16 protein-coding genes are annotated in these 17,842 nt (G+C 66.0%); 4 read left to right on the top strand and 12 right to left on the bottom strand.

From position 1 onward, the window contains the following. Positions 1-280: 280 nt before the first annotated feature. Positions 281-1,246 carry a prolyl aminopeptidase gene (gene pip, locus ACTIAO_RS09005; protein ID WP_441905956.1) on the bottom strand — a complete coding sequence of 322 codons (966 nt, stop codon included), beginning with the start codon at positions 1,244-1,246 and terminating at the stop codon, positions 281-283. Between the two features lie 119 nt (positions 1,247-1,365). Further along, complete coding sequence (gene ypfJ / locus ACTIAO_RS09000) at positions 1,366-2,235, bottom strand: KPN_02809 family neutral zinc metallopeptidase (RefSeq protein WP_441905955.1); 870 nt, start codon at positions 2,233-2,235, stop codon at positions 1,366-1,368. 46 nt (positions 2,236-2,281) lie between these two features. On the opposite strand from ypfJ, the gene ACTIAO_RS08995 reads away from it, so the two are divergent. Together ACTIAO_RS08995 and ACTIAO_RS08990 are read left to right on the top strand one after the other, a co-directional pair. Next, positions 2,282-3,271, top strand: a complete 990-nt coding sequence (locus tag ACTIAO_RS08995) for a malate dehydrogenase (protein WP_441905954.1) — start codon at positions 2,282-2,284, stop codon at positions 3,269-3,271. 92 nt (positions 3,272-3,363) lie between these two features. Then, complete coding sequence (locus ACTIAO_RS08990) at positions 3,364-3,801, top strand: recombinase family protein (protein ID WP_441905953.1); 438 nt, start codon at positions 3,364-3,366, stop codon at positions 3,799-3,801. A 19-nt stretch (positions 3,802-3,820) separates the two neighbouring features. Here the strand turns inward: ACTIAO_RS08990 and ACTIAO_RS08985 are convergent, their stop codons facing one another. After that, positions 3,821-4,360: a hypothetical protein gene (locus ACTIAO_RS08985; RefSeq protein ID WP_441905952.1), complete on the bottom strand. Its 540-nt coding sequence runs from the start codon at positions 4,358-4,360 to the stop codon at positions 3,821-3,823. A gap of 125 nt (positions 4,361-4,485) precedes the next feature. Here ACTIAO_RS08985 and ACTIAO_RS08980 point away from each other — a divergent pair, with 125 nt between their 5' ends. Next, entirely contained in the window at positions 4,486-5,811 is a 1,326-nt protein-coding gene (locus ACTIAO_RS08980) for a hypothetical protein (protein WP_441905951.1), read from the top strand. Then, positions 5,808-6,323, top strand: coding sequence for a hypothetical protein (locus ACTIAO_RS08975; RefSeq protein ID WP_441905950.1), 516 nt, complete (start codon positions 5,808-5,810; stop codon positions 6,321-6,323). The genes ACTIAO_RS08980 and ACTIAO_RS08975 overlap by 4 nt, the downstream gene beginning before the upstream one ends. A 23-nt stretch (positions 6,324-6,346) precedes the next feature. Here the strand turns inward: ACTIAO_RS08975 and ACTIAO_RS08970 are convergent, their stop codons facing one another. From ACTIAO_RS08970 to ACTIAO_RS08930, 9 genes are all read right to left on the bottom strand, one after another. After that, a complete protein-coding gene (locus tag ACTIAO_RS08970; protein ID WP_441905949.1) occupies positions 6,347-7,084 on the bottom strand; it encodes a hypothetical protein in 738 nt (245 codons plus the stop codon). Continuing rightward, positions 7,081-11,061 (bottom strand): type VII secretion protein EccCa, encoded by a 3,981-nt coding sequence (eccCa, locus tag ACTIAO_RS08965; protein WP_441905948.1) that lies wholly within the window; start codon positions 11,059-11,061, stop codon positions 7,081-7,083. Before eccCa ends, ACTIAO_RS08970 begins: the two co-directional genes overlap by 4 nt. Continuing rightward, a complete protein-coding gene (locus ACTIAO_RS08960) occupies positions 11,058-12,287 on the bottom strand; it encodes an RDD family protein (protein WP_441905947.1) in 1,230 nt (409 codons plus the stop codon). The genes eccCa and ACTIAO_RS08960 overlap by 4 nt, the downstream gene beginning before the upstream one ends. After that, a complete protein-coding gene (locus tag ACTIAO_RS08955) occupies positions 12,284-13,648 on the bottom strand; it encodes a hypothetical protein (protein ID WP_441905946.1) in 1,365 nt (454 codons plus the stop codon). The genes ACTIAO_RS08960 and ACTIAO_RS08955 overlap by 4 nt, the downstream gene beginning before the upstream one ends. A gap of 49 nt (positions 13,649-13,697) precedes the next feature. Further along, positions 13,698-15,206, bottom strand: coding sequence for a hypothetical protein (locus ACTIAO_RS08950; RefSeq protein ID WP_441905945.1), 1,509 nt, complete (start codon positions 15,204-15,206; stop codon positions 13,698-13,700). Next, positions 15,203-16,519, bottom strand: a complete 1,317-nt coding sequence (locus ACTIAO_RS08945; protein ID WP_441905944.1) for a S8 family peptidase — start codon at positions 16,517-16,519, stop codon at positions 15,203-15,205. The genes ACTIAO_RS08950 and ACTIAO_RS08945 overlap by 4 nt, the downstream gene beginning before the upstream one ends. Then, on the bottom strand, positions 16,516-16,866 hold the full coding sequence (locus ACTIAO_RS08940) for a hypothetical protein (protein WP_441905943.1): 351 nt from the start codon (positions 16,864-16,866) through the stop codon (positions 16,516-16,518). The genes ACTIAO_RS08945 and ACTIAO_RS08940 overlap by 4 nt, the downstream gene beginning before the upstream one ends. A gap of 125 nt (positions 16,867-16,991) precedes the next feature. Further along, entirely contained in the window at positions 16,992-17,276 is a 285-nt protein-coding gene (locus ACTIAO_RS08935; protein WP_441905942.1) for a WXG100 family type VII secretion target, read from the bottom strand. Positions 17,277-17,320: 44 nt separating this feature from the next. Further along, on the bottom strand, positions 17,321-17,632 hold the full coding sequence (locus ACTIAO_RS08930; RefSeq protein WP_441905941.1) for a WXG100 family type VII secretion target: 312 nt from the start codon (positions 17,630-17,632) through the stop codon (positions 17,321-17,323). Between the last annotated feature and the right edge of the window lie 210 nt (positions 17,633-17,842).

Here is a 17,842-nt window from a genome sequence, read left to right as displayed (position 1 = left end):
TGCTGCAGGCGCTGCGGGCCTGAGCAGTTCATTTCGACTCGCTCCGCTCGCTCAATGCGTTTCGACTCGCTCCGCTCGCTCAACGACCCGAAAAACCTCGTCCTGCGTTTCGTCCCGAAGACTTCCGATCGCTCAACGGCCCGAAGGCCTCCGCCCGCGGAACAACCCGAAGGCCTCCCCCAGCGGGACCGCCCGAAGGCCTCCCCGCGGGGCATTGAGCGACGAGCGAAGCGAGGAGACGAAATGGGCTGAGCGAGCGAAGCGAGTCGAAGCCTGACCGTCAGTCGTCGGCGAACAGGTCGGTCGCGTCGCGGAGCGACTGCTGGATGCCGGGTTCGGATGCCGCGTGCCCCGCGTTGTCGACCACCACGAACTCGGCCTCGGGCCAAGCGCGGTGCAGGTCCCATGCGGTCATCATCGGCGTGCAGACGTCGTACCGTCCCTGGACGATGACGGCGGGGATATGCCGGATCGCATCCACTCCGGCGATCAGCTGCCCGTCGGCCCACCATCCACGGTTGACGAAGAAGTGGTTCTCGATGCGGGCGAAGGCCACGGCCGTGGCATCCTCGGTCATCCGCTCGACCGTGTCCTCGTCCGGCTTGAGCGTGATGGTCGACCCTTCCCACTTCGACCAGGCAAGCGCGGCCGGAACGTGCACGGCGGGGTCCGGGTCGAACAGGCGGCGGTGATACGCCTCGATCATGCGGTTGCGCTCGAGCACGGGGATCGGCGCGATAAAGCCTTCCCACAGGTCGGGGAACAGTGCTGCCGCACCACCCTCGTAGAACCACTCGATCTCTTCGCGGCGCAGGGTGAAGATACCGCGCAGCACGAGTTCGGACACGGCATCCGGGTGCGCCTGCGCGTACGCGAGTGCCAGAGCGCTCCCCCATGATCCGCCGAACACCTGCCATGCGGCGATGCCGAGGTTCCTGCGCAGCAGCTCGATGTCCGCGATCAGGTGTGCCGACGTGTTGAATCGCATGTCGGCGTCAGAGGCACTCGCGTGCGGAGTGCTGCGTCCGCACCCGCGCTGATCGAACAGGACGATCCGGTACTTCTCGGGATCGAAGAAGCGCCGGTGCCACGGCGCAGAGCCACCGCCCGGCCCGCCGTGCAAGAACACCACGGGCTTGCCCTCGGGGTTGCCGCTGACCTCCCATGCGATGCGGTGTCCGTCTCCGACGAGCAGCATCCCACTGTCATACGGTTCGATCGGCGGATACAGAGCATCCGTGTTCATGGTCTTCCCCCGGTGAGTCGATATCAGTCGCCATCGGCGACTTTCTCACCGTATCGTCCGCGCCGCGCTCTCCCGCGGAACCACGGCGTAGCCGCCGCGATCAGCCTGCCGGGATCGGGTCAGAGTTCGCTGCCGTCGACCGCGAAAGTGTCGCAGCTACCCAGCCCGTTCTTGTATCCGTTCGCGAACCAGTACTGGCGCTGCTCGCTCGATCCGTGCGTCCACGACTCGGGGTTGGTGAAACCGGACTGCTCCTGGATGTGATCGTCGCCGACGGTGAATGCCGCATTCAGCGCATCCGTGATCTGCGCGTCGGTCGGCGGCTCCAGGTAGTGCACGCCGTTCTCGTCGGTCTCCTCCGCGGCATCCTTCAGCCAGGCACCCGCATAGCAGTCGGCCTGCAGCTCGGTGCGCACGCTGTTGCTGTCGGGCCCGGTCCCATTGTTCGGGTAGGCGTCCATCGTGCCGGTGATGTTCTGGATGTGGTGACCCCACTCGTGGCCCACGATGTACAGCTGCGCGAGCTCACCGGCGGATGCATCGAACTGCTGACGCATGATCTGGAAGAAGGCGGGATCGATGTACACGCCCTGGTCCGGTGGGCAGTAGAACGGACCTACCGAATTGGATGCTGTGCCGCACTGCGTCGACGTCTGGCCCTGGAACACGTACAGCTGCGGAGCGGTGTACCCCTCGACGTGCTTATCCCAGTATCCGTCGAGCAGCACTTGCGCACCGGCCATGCGGCAGTCGTCCTGCGTGTTCGCGTCCTCGCCGCTCTCGCAGGAGAGGACGGTGCTGCCGGACTCGGGAGCACCGCCGCCCTGCGTTCCCCCACCGAGCAGCCCGGTCAGGTCGACACCGAGGAGAGGACCGGCGATCAGAGCGATGATCGCGAGCAGGCCAACGCCGCCTCCGGCGACCGCGGCCGTGCGTCCGGGCCGTCGTGTGCGGTGCCCCGAGATGTCGGAATCAGGGTTGAACGTCATGGGATGAGAGTACCCCGCGGCACCCCAGCGCCGTAGGCTCATCCTCATGGCGACAACGATCACGATCACGGGTGCGGGCGGACAGATCGGATACGCACTGCTGTTCCGCATCGCAGCCGGTGCAATGCTCGGTCCGGACGAGAAGGTGCGGCTGCGGCTGCTGGAGATCCCGCAGGGCCTGAAGAGCGCAGAGGGTGCGGCGCTCGAGCTGCAGGACGGCGCGTTCGATCTGCTGGAGAGCGTGGACGTCACAGACGACGCGGCGCAGGGTTTCGACGGCAGCAATATCGCCCTCCTGGTCGGTGCACGCCCCCGTGGGCCCGGCATGGAGCGCGCCGATCTGCTCGCGGCCAACGCCGGAATCTTCGGCCCGCAGGGCAAGGCGATCGCGGAAAGCGCCTCCTCGGATGTGCGGGTCACCGTCGTCGGCAACCCTGCCAACACGAATGCGCTCATCGCTGCGGCATCCGCTGACGGTGTTCCTGCAACGCGGTTCACCGCGCTCACGCGCTTGGACGAGAATCGTGCCAGGGCACAGCTCGCCCTCGCGCTGGATGCTCCGGTCTCCGACATCCGCCAGGTTGCGATTTGGGGCAACCACTCGGCGACGCAGTTCCCGGACATCACCCACGCGACGGCCGGCGGCCGGCCTGTTATCGAGGCGCTGGCGGAGCGCGTGGGAGACGTGCAGGCCTGGCAGGAGCAGACGTTCATCCCTCGCGTGGCCAAGCGCGGCGCCGAGATCATCGATGTGCGCGGTTCATCGTCCGTGGCTTCCGCCGCGAATGCCGCGATCGAGCACACCCGCGACTGGGTGCGCGGCACCGACGACTGGACGAGTGCCGGCATCGTCTCGCGCGGCGAGTACGGCGTTCCGGAAGGCCTGGTGTCGTCGTTCCCGGTGCGGTCCGTCGACGGTGAATGGCAGGTCGTCGAGGGCATCGAGCTGAGCGACTGGGCGCGCGGACGGATCGACACGTCGATCCGCGAGCTCACCGAAGAACGTGACGCGGTGCGCGCACTCGGGATGCTGTAGATCGCACCGCTCGCGGCAACGACCGAACCCGTCCTGAGTAGATGACGCGTTCCCTCGCCCCACAGGGCAGAATGGATGCTGGAGGTGCGCCGATGAGCGATTCGATGGATGTGACCAGCCCGCTGCACCTGCCGCACGTGGCTTCCGAGTGCCCGAAGTGCTTCACCGAGCTGCAGCAGGATCACGACTGGTGGCACGCCCGACCGAAGGGATCGCGTCTGGTCGGTCTGGTCGTCTCACGCGAGGGAATGCCCCCGGTCGTGCAGCAACGCGATGACCTCACGCGCTTCGGTGTGCCGATCGATGGATTCCGTCACCCCGCCCCCGACATCCTGGAGAGCTGGGGCGATCGCCTGAACCGGCTGATCAACACACTGCACACCGGTGACGTGCTCGTCGTCGCGAATGTGCACGCTCTTGGCCGCGACCGCGACGAGGAGACGCGCACCGTCGCGGAGCTGCGCCGCCGCGGCATCATCGTCAAGGTGCTCAGCGGCGACTCGCGTCATCTCACCGACGCGCAGCGCTGAGCGCGCGCATCGGTTTCACTCACCCTGCGGCGTCGAAACGGCACGTGACGGTGCCGCTTCCTGATGACTCCGCTGCCACGACCTCACCGTCCCGGAGGATCTCGCAGCTGACCTCAACGGGTTCCTCGGCCGTGACGACCATCTCCGTCGACGACTCGCTGGTACCGAACTTCGCAGACCAGTCACCGCCCTGCCAGACGTCATCCCGCGGATACTCGCCGTATGAGTACGAGACGGTGAATGCCTCTTCGCTCGAGGCGCGGAGTTCGACCTGAACGGACGCGCCGGGGAACAGAGCGGGCACGAGCAACGCGAGGGAGACGGCGCCCGTCACGATTCCGATACCGCCGAGCGCGATGCCAGCGGCCGGGCTCGCCTTCCCGTCGGGGCCGCGCAACGCACGGATGCCGAGCAGCACCGCCACCACGCCCGCGATCACCCCGCACGCCAGAAGGGCGAGCAGGAACACTGCGGCGACGGGCGGTCGCAGCGCAGCAGTGACGGTGAGGATGACGGCGACGATGCCCCACACAAGCGTCGCTCTCGAGCCCTTCTTCATGCGCTTCTCCGTTCGCTCAGCCGACCCCGCGTGCTCAAGCGTAATTGTTGGGTGAGGACGAGGATGCCACTAACCTGTATCGGGCATACTGAAAAGCACCGCATATCAAGCACCGGGGGGTAGCTGTGGCCACGTACGAGGAGCTTCCAGGAATCATCGGCCCGTTGAAGCGCGCCGCGATCGACGCGTATATGGCAGATCAGAGCTTCACGCCGGACATCGGAAGCCCCGAGTCCTACTACTCGTTCTGGGGGTGGTTGCCCAACAGTTACGACCGCCCGAACACCAACGGTGAAGGTGGCGGCGCCGTCACCGGGATCGGCAGCTCGATGGCGCCGAGTTTCGACAACATCCGAGCCCGCGTCGATGGCGCCGTGTCTCGCTGGCTGGAGCCCTCTCTGCCGGACGGCTCAAAAGCGAGCGGCCCTCTGACCGCTGTACGTTCGGCGGCAGCCACGCTCGGTGCTTCCGGGACGGGTGGCGCACTTGAGGCGAACGGTGTGATCGAACGCAGCAGTGAGAGTGTGAATACCACGATCCTCACGAACATCTCAGGATCATTCACGACGCCGTTCCTCAACAAGTACTACTCGCAGTTCTTGAACGTCGCCCATGGAATCGGGGTGGCGTGCGCGATGCTGGAGATCAATTATTCGGTTCAGTCGAAGGCCTGGCCTGCGGCTCGCACCGATGTCGCAACGATCTGCGATAACGCGCGACAGGCGCTCTCAACGTTCGCGGAAGACACCGCGGACGCGTTGCTCAAGTACGGGCTCACCGTCGTTGCGACTGCGGCGGGCGCGGTCGCATCGATCGCAACAGCGGGAGCCGCGGCCCCGCTCGTCGCGGCGATGGTCACGATCGCAGGAACAGCGACCATGGCGATTCAGGCGCTCGACTCAGCTGCCACCATCAACGGCAGCAGCTACGACGAGATCATGGAGTCGTTCGAAAGCGCCCTCGAGAAGGTGAGCACCACCATCTCAGAGCAAGAGGACGCGCTTGTGACCATGATGAACGAAGCCGTCTCCAAGATGCACGCCAATGCTGCGAATTTCGACCTCGACAAGGTCCAATTCGGTGATTTCACGGGGACAGCCGAGATGATCGACATCAAGCAGTACCGCGCCGATCTCGTGTCCGACAATATGCTCAACGTCAGTGATTCGCTCGGACTCGCCAAGACCGCTCTCGGAAGCGCCCCCGCCACGAATCCGACCCCGCGCGACGGCACGATCGGTGCTGGCGCGAGCGGGACGCACACGGCAGCGACTTCGCTCTACGACCTGGCGGTCGGGTGTCTTGCCAGTACGGCCCAGGAGTACTCTCTCGGCCGCGATCTGTTCAATGCGACGATCGATGACTATTTCCAGAATGACCAGACGTCGAAAACAAAGATCGAGCAGGTCTGGAACAGCGAGAAAATCAGTGACGTTATGGGCGGATCATGACCGATCGCGAGCGAACTGTGTTCGATGGGCTGGGAAACTCGATGGATAGTCGGCATCTGGGTCCGTTGAAACTCGTCGGCGGCGTGGGCGGCGCCGTGATGGAGACGACCACCGAAGTCGGCGATCGAAGCATCTCGGTGCGGATCGAGATCGACCACCCGACTCGCTTGGATAAGACTGTCGTCGCTGGCATCGACTTCGCACTGGATGGCTTTTCGCGCACCGATGAGCTGTCACGGCAGGTGATCGGTGATGCGTTGAGGCGTCCGAATTCTGCTCCGTCGGAGCTCCTGAAGAAGTGGGGGTCGCTTGCCGGGCAGGACGACCCCGATCAGGACGAGTTCCTGCGCTTGCTCGAGCCGGTGCAGACGACGATCATGCCCGATGGCGGACGCGAGAATCTCGAGCGAGTCACCATGACCTACGTACTCGCAGATTCTTCTGCACCCGGCCGGATCATTGTTCGCTTCCGCCAGGGCACGTGGCCAGAGGTCGATCCCCGGCTGCAGTGAACCCTGGTGGCTTCTGAGCTCCCTCAGAAGCCGCCGGACCTCAGACGGTCGAGAGTTGCCGATCCGATCTCGTCGCGCGCGGGCGCAGAGCGCGCGTAGAACGCGATCAGCTCGGCAAGAATCACCGGGTCGCTGGCAAGATCACGAGCTGCCCATGAGCCCGACTTCGCGGTGACCGCACGAACGACCACGCGATCGCCGGCGAGTTCGGCGGACGCGACATCGTTCCACGACGCTCGCAGACCGGTGCGCGGGATCTGTAGATCGATGCCGGCAGGCGTCAGCGTCAACCGGTGTCCCCCGGGGCGCTGGAACCACGCCCGAGCGCCCATGATCGCGAGGATTGCTCCGATCACCGGCACGAGCAGCAGTGTGAGAATCGAAAGCCGTTCGGCAGGCACTGTGGCGATCGCCCATGCCCACCCGCCCAGAATGGCAAGGCCCGCCACCAGGAACAACCGCAGCGGCCAGACGATCGCGGCCACGCCACGGAACACGACCTCGTTCGCCGCCGCCTCTGCACGAACGACGCGCACTCGCGAAACGCGCAGATGAGCGGCGAGCATCCACCCGGTGAGACCCACCGTCACGATCACCGCCGCTCCCAGCAGCATCATCGCCGCAGCGCCGTCGCTCAGCAGTATGGCCCCGTACCCGATGATGACGATCCCGAAGATCACACCGATCACGATCAACCCTGTGACGGGTTTCTGCTGCCCGGCCCAGCCGGGGTGCCCTGGCACCCAGATCGTCTGGATCATTCGTACCGCGGCGGGACCCACAGCAGCTGGGCGGCGACAAGACCGCGGTCGCGGCTGACGATCTGCGCCCGGCCGGGAACAGACGGGATCGGTTTCGCCTTACCGATGAGCTGGCCCTCGTCGGGATTTCCCGAGAGGAGGATGCCGGTTGCCCCCAGGTCAGTCATCCGCTGAATGACCGGGTCGTACGACGCTCTGCTCGCGCCTCCCGTGCGGCGGGTGAGAACCACGTGCAGACCGAGGTCGGCGGCCTGTGCAAGCAACGGGGCGAGCACGGCGATCGGATTGCCCTGCGATGTCGACACCAGGTCGTAGTCGTCGACGAGCACGAAGCCCTCGGCCCCCGTCCACCACGAGCGTGTGCGCAGCTGCTCGGGTGTGACGTCGGGTCCGGGGATGCGGGACTGGAAGAACTGGGACAGCTCTGCCATGCCGCCCTCTGCCATCTCGTGCGAGGTCAGATATGCACCGAGGTAGTCCTGAGGGATCTCGCCCAGAAGAGCTCGTCGATAGTCGACCACGAAGATCTTCGCTTCGTTGGGCTTGTACAGGCGCATGATCTCGTGCACCATGCCGCGCAGCATCGACGACTTCCCGGAGTCCGCGTCGCCGTAGAGGTAGAGCAGCGGCTCCTCGACCGGATCCATGGCGAAGGGGGCGAGGTTGGCCTCATCGATGCCGAGAAGGATCTCCCGTGGCTCCACGCCTTCCGGAGAGGCCGCGGCAGCCACGGTCTTGAGCTCGTCGTGGGTGATGCGCTCGGGCAGCAGTCGTAGTTTCGGGCCGGCGGGGCCATGCCAGGCCGAGGCCACCCTGCTGGCGAGATCCTCGATGCCGTTGGCAAGACTCGACGCATCGTCAGAGCCGTCGATGCGCGGAAGCGCGGTAAGCATCTGCAGACCGCTCGAATTGAGGCCGCGTCCTGGAATCGCGGTGACGTTCGTCGCCGCCTTGCGATTGACCTCGGAGTCCGACGGATCTCCGAGCCGCAGCTCCACTCGTGTGCCGATGAGGTCCTTGATACTCGCGCGGATCTCCATCCACCGCGATGCCGCGATCACGACGTGCACGCCGTAGGTGAGGCCTCGCGCGGCGATCGCCTGGATTGCCGTCTCCAGCATGTCGAACTCGCTGCGCAGCGTGCCCCAGCCGTCGACCATGAGGAAGATGTCGCCGTAGCCGTCGTCGACGATTCCCTGGGCACGGCGCTGGCGATAGGTGTCGATCGAGTCGATACCGTTCTCGCGGAAGTACACCTCACGGGCGTTGAGCAGACTGGTCACTTCTGCCACAGTGCGGCGGACGATGTCGGGTTCCGAGCGCGTCGCGAGCCCGCTGAGGTGCGTGAACCCCTGCAGACCGGAGAAGCTGCCACCGCCGAAGTCGATGACGAAGAACTGCACTTCCTGCGGGGTATGCGTCAGCGCGATCGCGAGCATCGTCGTGCGCAGGAGCGTGCTCTTCCCGCTCAGCGGAGCACCGACGACTGCCATGTGACCGGCCGCACCGCCGAGTGAGACCACGAAATTCTCGCGACGCTGCTCGAGCGGTACATCGACGATGCCCAGCGGAATGGTGAGCCCGCCGATCTCGCGCCACTGCGACGAGACGAGCCCGAGTGCAGGGTCCTCGGCCAGATCGCCGAGCAGCTGATCGAGCGTCGCCGGCTTCTCCAGAGGCGGGAGCCAGACCTGGTGCGCGGCAGGGCCGCGTCCGCTCATGCGCTCGACAGCGATCTCGAACGAACTGCGCTCGACCTCTTCCGGTTCGACCTCCACCGCGACGTCGACCTCTTCGGGCGCCGTGTCCGCACGCCAGACCGGAGCTGCGGTGAACAACTCGACCGCGGCGGACTCAGCACCTTTTCGTGTGGATGGTGCGGCCTTGCGTCGCCGGCGCGGCGGGGGCCCTGAGACATAGGCCGCGCGGAACTGCGTCATCGTCTCGGTGTCCGACTTCAGGATGCCGGCGCCGGGCTGCGTCGGCAGGTGATAGGCGTCGGGAACACCGAGCACGGTGCGAGACTCTGCGGCCGAGAACGTGCGCAGACCGATGCGGTACGACAGGTGAGTGTCGAGTCCGCGGAGCTTGCCCTCCTCGAGCCGCTGCGACGACATCAGCAGGTGCACCTGGAGGGATCGTCCGAGTCGGCCGATGTTCACGAACGTCTCGACGAATTCCGGCTTCGCCGAAAGCAGCTCGGAGAACTCGTCCGCGACGATGAGCAGTGCCGGAAGCGGCGCAAGATCTGTGCGTCCACCGCGACGGGCCTTCTCATAATCAGTGACATTGGCGAAGGGGCCGGTGGCGCGCAGGAGCTCCTGTCGACGGACCATCTCACCCTGCAGGGCATCCTGCATCCGGTCGACGAGTGAGATCTCCTCGCCCAGGTTCGTGATGATCGCCGAGACGTGCGGCATTCCGGCCATGCCCGCGAATGTCGCTCCGCCCTTGAAGTCGACGAGCACGAAGTTCAGCTGCTCCGGTGAATGCGTCAGTGCCAGAGCGAGCACGAGCGTGCGCAGCACCTCGGACTTTCCGGATCCGGTGGCGCCGATGATGAGACCGTGCGGCCCCATGCCTCGCTGCGCCGACTCCTTGATGTCGAGGATGAGCGGCGAGCCGTCCTCGGTCTGGCCGATCGGCACCCGCAGGCGATCCCGCTCCAGCCGGGGGGACCAGGCCGTGTCGAGGTCGATATCCCGGACATCAGGGAGCCCCAACAGATCGACCAGCTCGGCTTGGCCACCGCTTTTGGTCTTCTCCGCAGACGTCGTCCCGCCCGCGTACAACGAGATCAGGCGCCGGGCGGTCGCCTCGGATTCCACAATGCTGATGCCGTCGACCGTGACCGGACGGGCCGGAACCTGGAGGCTCACGAGCTCGGCACGCTGATTCTTCTTCGCACCGGGCTCAAGAGCGATGCGCAGCGCATGCGGATCTTCCAGATCACCCCAGCGCGTGGGCAGATCGATCACCGTGACGCCCTGGGCGCCCTCCTCGCCGATGATGAGGTCGGTGTGCGAAACGTGTACGCCATCGGTGAGCACGACCACATGCGGCAGCCGGGCGGCGGACCCGTCTCTGTCGAACCTCGGACGTTCACGCACCTCGGACGGCAGCATCTCCTCGAGCTCGGGAATCTGCGAACCGATCATTCGCGCGGCCCCCAGCCCGTCGGTCACGACGCGAGAGTGCGTGTGCGGCAGCCATTTCGCCCATTCCCACTGTGCGAGCACGGTGGTGTCTGCCGCGATCACGATCTGCACGCTGTCGGGATCGTGCATCGTTGCGGCGTGCAGGATCATCGCTCGCGCAAGGGCTCGTGCCTCTGCCTCGTCACCGGTGATCTCAATCCGGGAATAGTCGCGAAGCGTGACGCCCAGCGGCAGTCCCTTCTGCACCTCGTGCGTGAGCATGAAGCGGTGCGCGGCGGAAGCTGCGACGGGATCCAGTTGTGCCAGCGGCGGAAGCTCTGGAGCTTCCAGCGTGACGCAGAGCGGCTGATCGCTCGTTCCCACTCGAACGGACAGGAAGTCGGGATCGCCCGCAGAACGCTCCCAGACTCGCGTCCGCTCCTCCGCGATGTACGGCAGGGCAGAGGGGGCGGGGTGCTGCCAGTTCGCCGCACGGCGCTGCTGGCGAGCAGCGACGCGAACTGTTTTGCGCAGCTCGGTGAGGTAGGCGAGGTATTCGCGACGCGCACTGAGGGTCGCGGCCTGACGCTGCGACCGCTGTCGCCAGCCATTCACCGCGACGAAACCGAGCGACGAGAGCAGGAACATGCCACCGGTGATCAGACCGGTCGCGGACTGGTTGGACATCGTCACCATGACGATCGCACCGACACTGCCGAGCATCGGCAGCATCGAGGCGAAGATGCCGGAACCGCCATCGCTGGGCTGGAGCTCGGGTGGCGCCTGGACGGGCAGCTTTCCGGAGGGGACACGCGGTGGTGCCAGTCGGGGTCCGCTCATGCTTTGTCTCCGGCGTTGCTTTCGGTTCCCATGAGGAGGCTGATCGTGAAGCTGCGGTTGCCGATGCGCACGCGATCGGCATCGTCGAGAAGGACCCGCTCACCGGCCACGAGCTCGGTGGTCTGGCCTTCATCCGAGCGGATATCCGAGCCGTTCGTCGACCCGAAGTCCGTGACCCAGGTGCGACCGCGGGAGTGCTCGATGCGCAGATGCGTTTTCGAAACCGACGAGTCGGGATCGGTGACGATGATGAGACGATCGTCGTTCTCGCTGGCGACGGGAGCACGTCCGAGGTTCGCGGCGAGGGGAAGGCCGAGCTGCACACGCTGGCCCGTATCGAAGATGACCAGGAGTGCTCCTGACTCCGATGCAGGTTCGGCTTCTGACGGATTCGCCTGCGATTCGGATACTTCGGGGCTGCGGGATGCCGCACGGCGAGATGCCCGATCGGAAGGCACTGCGGGAGAAACCGCGCGTGCGCCCGTGGGCTCGGAGCTGTCGTCCACGAATGCGGAGTGGGAACCGAGGTCGATGACCTGGGGCGGAGCGAGCGGCCCGGTGGACTGGACAGCAGCGACATCGGGAATGAGGGCGGGTGCCACGGCTTTCTTCCGCGCGGGCACCGCGACGACGACCGTGCCGGCAGCGTGGTCAGCCCAGGTCTGCCGACGACCGCCACGATCCCACGCGCTCGAGGCGACCACGACCCACGAGCCGACCGCGACGAGGAAACCTGCTCCGGTGATGAGGCCACGAACGAGCTGACGGCCGACGCCGGGCGAGAACGCGCGATCATCACGAGAGGTTCGCAGCCGCAGCATGGCGTTGCCGAGGGTGAGTCCCGTTCGTGCTTCCCATACCCAGAACCCGAGGGCGAGTTCGATGACGGTCAGTCCCGCCAGGAGCGCACTGCGGGTGATCAGCAGGACGGCGGCGGACAGGAGAGCGACGATCGCGACGTCGAGGGTGAAGGCGGCGATGCGCCTCGCTGTCGACGCCGGGGACCCCGCGAATGCGGGGCCGAGACCACCGGAACTCCGCCGGGTTGTCGCCGGCGAGAGTGCGGCTCCCCTGGGAGGAACGGGCGGTGCCGCCACGTCACGCAGCGGTGTGCCGTCAACGCCAGGAGGCGCCGCGATGAGCGACGGCGGAAGCACAGGAATCTGTTCGGCCGGGACCGATCTCCCGCCACCGGGCCAGGTCGGAGGCGCGTCGTTCCCACTCACCCTGACATCATCCCACGAAGCGTGGAGAGCGCATCCGCATAGAGAAGCGCTGCAGGAAGCGCGAGTGCGACCGCCAACCACTCGAACGCGTCGCCGACACGAGACCAGCCCAATGAGCTCGTCCCCCGCGACATCGGTACTGCTACCGCGACCGCGATCAGCCCCACGACGAACAGCACAGCCGCACCCAGGACGAGCACATCTCCGCTGAATGCCGCCGATGCCTGAATGACGGCGCAGACCAAGACGACTGCGGCGGCGGCGCGCGGCATCCAACGGAGAATCCGCGACGTGGTGTGGCGGGGTGTGAGCAGCAGCGACAGCTCTGTGCAGACCAGAAGCGCAACCCCTCCGGCTACGACGAAAGGATTGTCCGGCCATGGCCGGAGGATCGCGAACGGCATCATGATGGCAGCGACGACGCTGAGCACGATCGTTCCCGCGACCAGCCGTGCCGACGATTCATCGACGACAGCGACGATGTCACGCGCACGGACAGCACCCCGTGTTTGCGGAATCGCGCCGCGCACGGTCCACCGGCTGCTCATGAAGTGCTTGTAGTCGATGAAGTACCCCTCGGGCAGGTTCACCAGGCTGCTCGGCAGAGCCCGCAGCCCCAGCGGCACGAGCCCGACCGAGATGGCGGCGGCGGCAACGGGCCCCCATTGCAGCAGCAGTGTCACACCCCACACGGCAGCGAGAGACACCAGCAGCACGGTCGCTGTCCCTCCCGCGGCGCGGATCGGACCAGCGCCCCCGGTGAGAGCGACGACAGCAGTTATCACGCTCACCGCGAGGAAACCGGATGCCGTCGACAGGTGACCTGCGCTCTCGAGGTGTGCGGGGACGAGAGTCGCCCCCGCCGCGAATGCGAGGAGGACAGGAGCGAGTATTCCCAACGCACCTCGCGCACCCTCGTTCGCCTCGCGCTTCGACCAGGCGAGAGCTCCTCCGACCGCGCCGATGGCCAGGAGCAAACCGATCACCAGCCGCAGAACCGGGTTGCCGGCGGTGATCGCCAACGCCGCGAGAAGCACGAGCGCGCACACGCCGAGCAGCCACCATCGGGCACCGTGATCCACACGCGACAGCATCGCCCGGCGTCCGGGACGCCGCTGCGACACGACGGCGGAAAGATCCACGAGCGAGTAGAGGCCACCGTCCTCGAGGTCCTCGCAGACGGTGTCGCCCGGTACCTCGACCCCGCCAGGACCGATCACCGTGAGGAGACCGACTCCCGTGGACAACCCGGTCAACGCGAGTGCGTCATCAAGCGTCTCATCGAACCCGAGCGCGACGTCGAAGCGAGTCTGGTCGCTGAGCAGCGCGATGCGGCGTCGCTCGACAGCTCTCAGAGCCACAGCGATCTCCTCACCACGCCACGTGACCGACCGAACTCGTGCACGCCGATCAGCTCGAGTGACTGTCGCGCGAGCCCGCGCGGGCACCCCGAGCGCGGGGACCGGCCTCGCCCTCGTCTTCCAGCTTCGGGGCGATGGGTCCGCCGAGCCCCGAACGCTTCTCCTTGTTCGGGTCGTCGTTCTTGCCCCGGCCGCCCATCATCGATGCTCCGCCGCGTGTTCCCGCCGCACCACCGCGAGCCCCAGCGGTTCCACCGCGAGTACTAGCAGCACCACCGCGAGCGCCGGCAGCGCCACCGCGCGTACCGGCCGCACCGCCACGGGCGCCAGCCGCGCCGCCGCGCGTTCCAGCCGCGCCGCCGCGAGCACCGGCAGCGCCCTGGGACGAGCCTCCACCGGGTCTTCCCGCGGCGCCCCCGGGACCCGTACGTGCCACGGCGCCGCCTCCGGCGTTGCCGGCCATAGCGGTGTTGCCGAGAAGTCCGCCGCCGGCTTTCAAGCCCGCACCCGTCGCCCCGCCGATACCGCTGAGCCCGCCCATTCCACCGGCACCGGCTACCTTGGCGCCCGCACCGATCACGGCCGCGCCGGCACCGCCGCCGACGATCCCACCGATACCGCCACCGCCGATGGGGGACATGCCGCCGCCGCCCGGCCCGCCGGGGAACAGCCCACCGGGCCCGCCGGGTCCGCTCGGCCCAGGAAGCGTCGGAACCGTGCCGACACCAGGTCCATCGATCGCGGGCCCTGGCTCTTCACCACCGGGCTCATCCGGGTCGGGAACTCCCGGGCACTCCGGGGTCGTGGGCAAAGTGGGGTCCGTCGGTGAAATGGGACCCGTGGGTGAAGTCGGATCTGTGGGTGAAGTCGGGTCCGTGGGCGAAGTCGGGTTCGTCGGGCCCGTCGGCGAGGTCGGATTGTTCGGGTTCGGGCCCGTCGGAGTAGTCGGATACCGCGGGTCCCCTCCGCCGGTGCCACCGCCAGGATTGGTGCCGGTCCTCCCGGGGTCGGTCGGATTCTTGGCAACGGCCACGGAAACGTTGGCGCTTTCTTCGCGCATCCTCAGCGACAGCTTGCGCAACTCGGCTTCCGGATTCTTCAGGCCAGCGGCGACTTTTTCGACGATCGCCTTGGCCTCCTCCTCACGCCGGTTTCCGAGGAACTTCCCGATCGTGTCGAGTGCGGTCTCCGCGGCCAGTGGCCCGAGAATCGGATGCACGATGACCGAGGCACCGCGCACCGCCGTGCTCCAGAAGGGGTCGATCGCAGCGGAAGGCAGTTCCCCGGAGAGTGCCGCAGTACGCGCACTGTTCCCGGAGTCGACGGCAGCAGTGATCTCGCCGACATTCCGATCGACGCTGTTGAAGTACGTGCGCAGTTCGCCCAGCATCGCCTTTGCGCTGTCAGCGGTCTCACCGCTCCACGCGGACGATTCCAGGACCGCTCCCAGGGTTCTGTCCAGCGATAACAGCGAGTTGCGCAGTGCGGTCGCCTTCGGAATGCTCCACTCTCGCGTCGCGCGGATTCGCTCGAGCTCAGCCTCGTATCTACCGGTCATTGGTTCCCCCCCTGTTTTTCGTCAGCACGTCGGGATGATCTCGACAAGACGACGGCCAGCACGATGACCCCGGCCACGACGAGCACTCCGACTATCCCGCCTCCGACAGCCCACGGCAGCCACGCCGGCGTCGCAGCATCGGATGCAGCGGGCGCACTGGTCGGTTCTGGCGTTGATTCGGAGGTAGCAGCAGTGGCCGCAGCCTCCACATCCGCGGCCGACGGCCGAGCCTGCGGATCGTCCATGTCGAAGATCGGGTTCACATCGGGATACTTCGCCGGATCCACCTGCAGCATCGCCGTCAACGAGATCGCACCGTAGCCCTTATCGTTGCCCCACTGCGGCTCGTGGTCCACGTTGCCGCCGGTGTTGTGGATGAGGCTCTGAATGAGCTGGTTGGCCGTGGCATCCGGATACTTGCTCTTCACGACCGCGAGAAAGCCCGCAGCGATCGGTGTCGCGTACGACGTCCCGTCGCCGAGCATCTGCTCATCCCATGATGTCGTGTACCCCTGCACCAGAATGCCCATGCCGGGCGCTGCGACGATCACGTCACTGCTCGTGTTGGGTGTTGGATCAAGGCCCTCCAGCAACGAAGAACTCTGGATGTTTCCCTCAGCATCGAACGCCTGCACGGCAACGACGCCGTTGGCACTCGCTGGGCGCAGAGCGACGCCGCCCACATTGGGAAGGCTGGCCACGACCACAACGTCGGCGGCAAGCGCTTTCGCGATTTCCTCGTTGATATCCAGAGATACGCTCAGCGATACCGAGATGATGTCCGCGCCGTCATCGACCGCGGCCGCAATCGCATTCCCGATACCCGTGCCGTTCGGTCCGAAAGCTTCACCGTTCTCCTGCGGACACGCATCGGCGTCATCCGCGGCCGCGGACACGAATGCCGAGTAGAAGCGCACATCCGCGCCCGGAGCCACGCCTTTCACACCGACGGGGGAAGTCGTCGTCTCCCCCGTGCCCGCGATCAGCGAGGCAACATTCGTCCCGTGACCGGCAATCGCATATTCGGTCGATACCGCCGGCAGGGGCTCGCCCGCCTCGTCAAAGCAGAACGACGGCTCCACGACCTCGAGATTCGCACCGCGCAGCCCCGGAGCATCCGGATTGATGCTGCCATCGATCACCGCGACGGCCACGCCCTCACCCGTGAACCCCGCATCGAACGCATCCTGCACGTGACCACGATCGAAGTACCACAACCCCGACTCGATCGTCCCCGCGTTCGCAGCGGCCGGTGCCCCCACGAGAACGGCGATGAGAGCAACGGCGCTGACAGTGACGAGTCGTCGTTTCACTTGAACTCGCCGTTATCAGACGCGGTGCCGCCATCCTGCTCGGCAGCCGAGTCCAGGAGCGAGAGGATCGTCTTCACCTCGTCCGAGATGCTGGAATCCTGCGCGGCGAGTTCCTCGACCGACGCTCGGATCGCCTCCTGCGTGCTGTTGAGCAGTTCGACGACCCGTCGCGTGCCCTCGCCCATCGCGTCTGCTGCACCGGCGACGGCGCTGCGGAAGCCGATGCTCACCTCGGAGGAACCGCCCTCGGACACCGCCACCTCTGCGGCCGCGGGGAACTCCTGCATCTCACGCAGGATCTTCCGGATGTCGATCCGCACTCCATCTATATCCATGAAGATCGTCATCGACGTGCCTCTCTCTCAAATGATGCGTCTCAGCGAACGCTTGCTCTGCCTTTCGAACCCTGAATCGAAAGACACAGCAAGCGGTGCGGGAGCGACGACTGACCGCCGATCCCGCACCGGAAGTCTTAGTTGATCAGGAACCGGCGCGAAGAGCCCTTATCCGTCTGCAGGTAGCTCCCTGCGATCTCCTCGGTCTTGGTCGAGATCTGAGCAAGAAGCTCCTGCATCTCGCTCAGCGACTTGTTCCACTTGATCTGCGCCTGGTCGTAGCTCGTCTGAGCCTCACCGCTCCATGCGCCGCGCAGCTTGGTGACCGCGGTGTCAAGGTTCTCGAGCTGCTCCTTGATCCCCTTCGCTCCCGTGCGAATCTGACCTGCCAGAACAGTGACCTGCTCTGGATTTACTGACATCGACTCCATCGTGTGCTCCTTAGAAGAATTCTGCGATCGGGTGATTACGCCATCATCGAGCCGAGGCCCGAGATGATCTGCTTGTGGCTCTCTTCACCCGCGTTCTGGTCGCGCTCCGTACCTGTCAGAGCATCTTCCAAGGTCACGAGGACGCCGTTGAGGCGGTTCGTCTGGTCGTCCCAGCGAGCCATGAGCGCAGTGAACGACACCGATGCCGGGCCGGTCCAGATGCTGCGCAGCTGTTCGATCTCGCCGCGGACCTTCCTGACCTCCCGCTCGATACCGGTCTTGGTCACGTTTACCGCCTGGGCGCCCGCTTTGAGGGCCCCCTCTTCAGCGGAGATGACGTCTGGCATATCTCACTCTCCCTCCGGTCCTTTCGGACGCATAGGCGGGGAGCACGTTGTGATTGCAAACGACTCGAAACACCCCCCGCTGTTCGATTCTCAATGATTACGCTAAGTCACTGGGGCACCTCATGCCAACCGCAGATGAGATATTTTCGTGTATCCCGCGGTCAACTAGAGTGATTCCGACACCATGTCCTCATATCGCTCACTGTGAGG

The organism is Microbacterium sp. (assembly GCF_052099035.1).
GTDB lineage: Bacteria > Actinomycetota > Actinomycetes > Actinomycetales > Microbacteriaceae > Microbacterium.
Note: the sequence above shows the minus strand (reverse complement) of the source record. Positions and strands in the feature narration are given on the sequence as shown.

Excerpts from the sequence above, each read along its gene's own strand:
- pip (WP_441905956.1), bottom strand. The coding sequence starts at position 1,246 with ATGAACACGGATGCTCTGTATCCGCCGATCGAACCGTATGACAGTGGG.
- ypfJ (WP_441905955.1), bottom strand. The coding sequence starts at position 2,235 with ATGACGTTCAACCCTGATTCCGACATCTCGGGGCACCGCACACGACGG.
- ACTIAO_RS08995 (WP_441905954.1), top strand. The coding sequence starts at position 2,282 with ATGGCGACAACGATCACGATCACGGGTGCGGGCGGACAGATCGGATAC.
- ACTIAO_RS08990 (WP_441905953.1), top strand. The coding sequence starts at position 3,364 with ATGAGCGATTCGATGGATGTGACCAGCCCGCTGCACCTGCCGCACGTG.
- ACTIAO_RS08985 (WP_441905952.1), bottom strand. The coding sequence starts at position 4,360 with ATGAAGAAGGGCTCGAGAGCGACGCTTGTGTGGGGCATCGTCGCCGTC.
- ACTIAO_RS08975 (WP_441905950.1), top strand. The coding sequence starts at position 5,808 with ATGACCGATCGCGAGCGAACTGTGTTCGATGGGCTGGGAAACTCGATG.
- ACTIAO_RS08970 (WP_441905949.1), bottom strand. The coding sequence starts at position 7,084 with ATGATCCAGACGATCTGGGTGCCAGGGCACCCCGGCTGGGCCGGGCAG.
- eccCa (WP_441905948.1), bottom strand. The coding sequence starts at position 11,061 with ATGAGCGGACCCCGACTGGCACCACCGCGTGTCCCCTCCGGAAAGCTG.
- ACTIAO_RS08950 (WP_441905945.1), bottom strand. The coding sequence starts at position 15,206 with ATGACCGGTAGATACGAGGCTGAGCTCGAGCGAATCCGCGCGACGCGA.
- ACTIAO_RS08940 (WP_441905943.1), bottom strand. The coding sequence starts at position 16,866 with ATGACGATCTTCATGGATATAGATGGAGTGCGGATCGACATCCGGAAG.
- ACTIAO_RS08935 (WP_441905942.1), bottom strand. The coding sequence starts at position 17,276 with ATGTCAGTAAATCCAGAGCAGGTCACTGTTCTGGCAGGTCAGATTCGC.
- ACTIAO_RS08930 (WP_441905941.1), bottom strand. The coding sequence starts at position 17,632 with ATGCCAGACGTCATCTCCGCTGAAGAGGGGGCCCTCAAAGCGGGCGCC.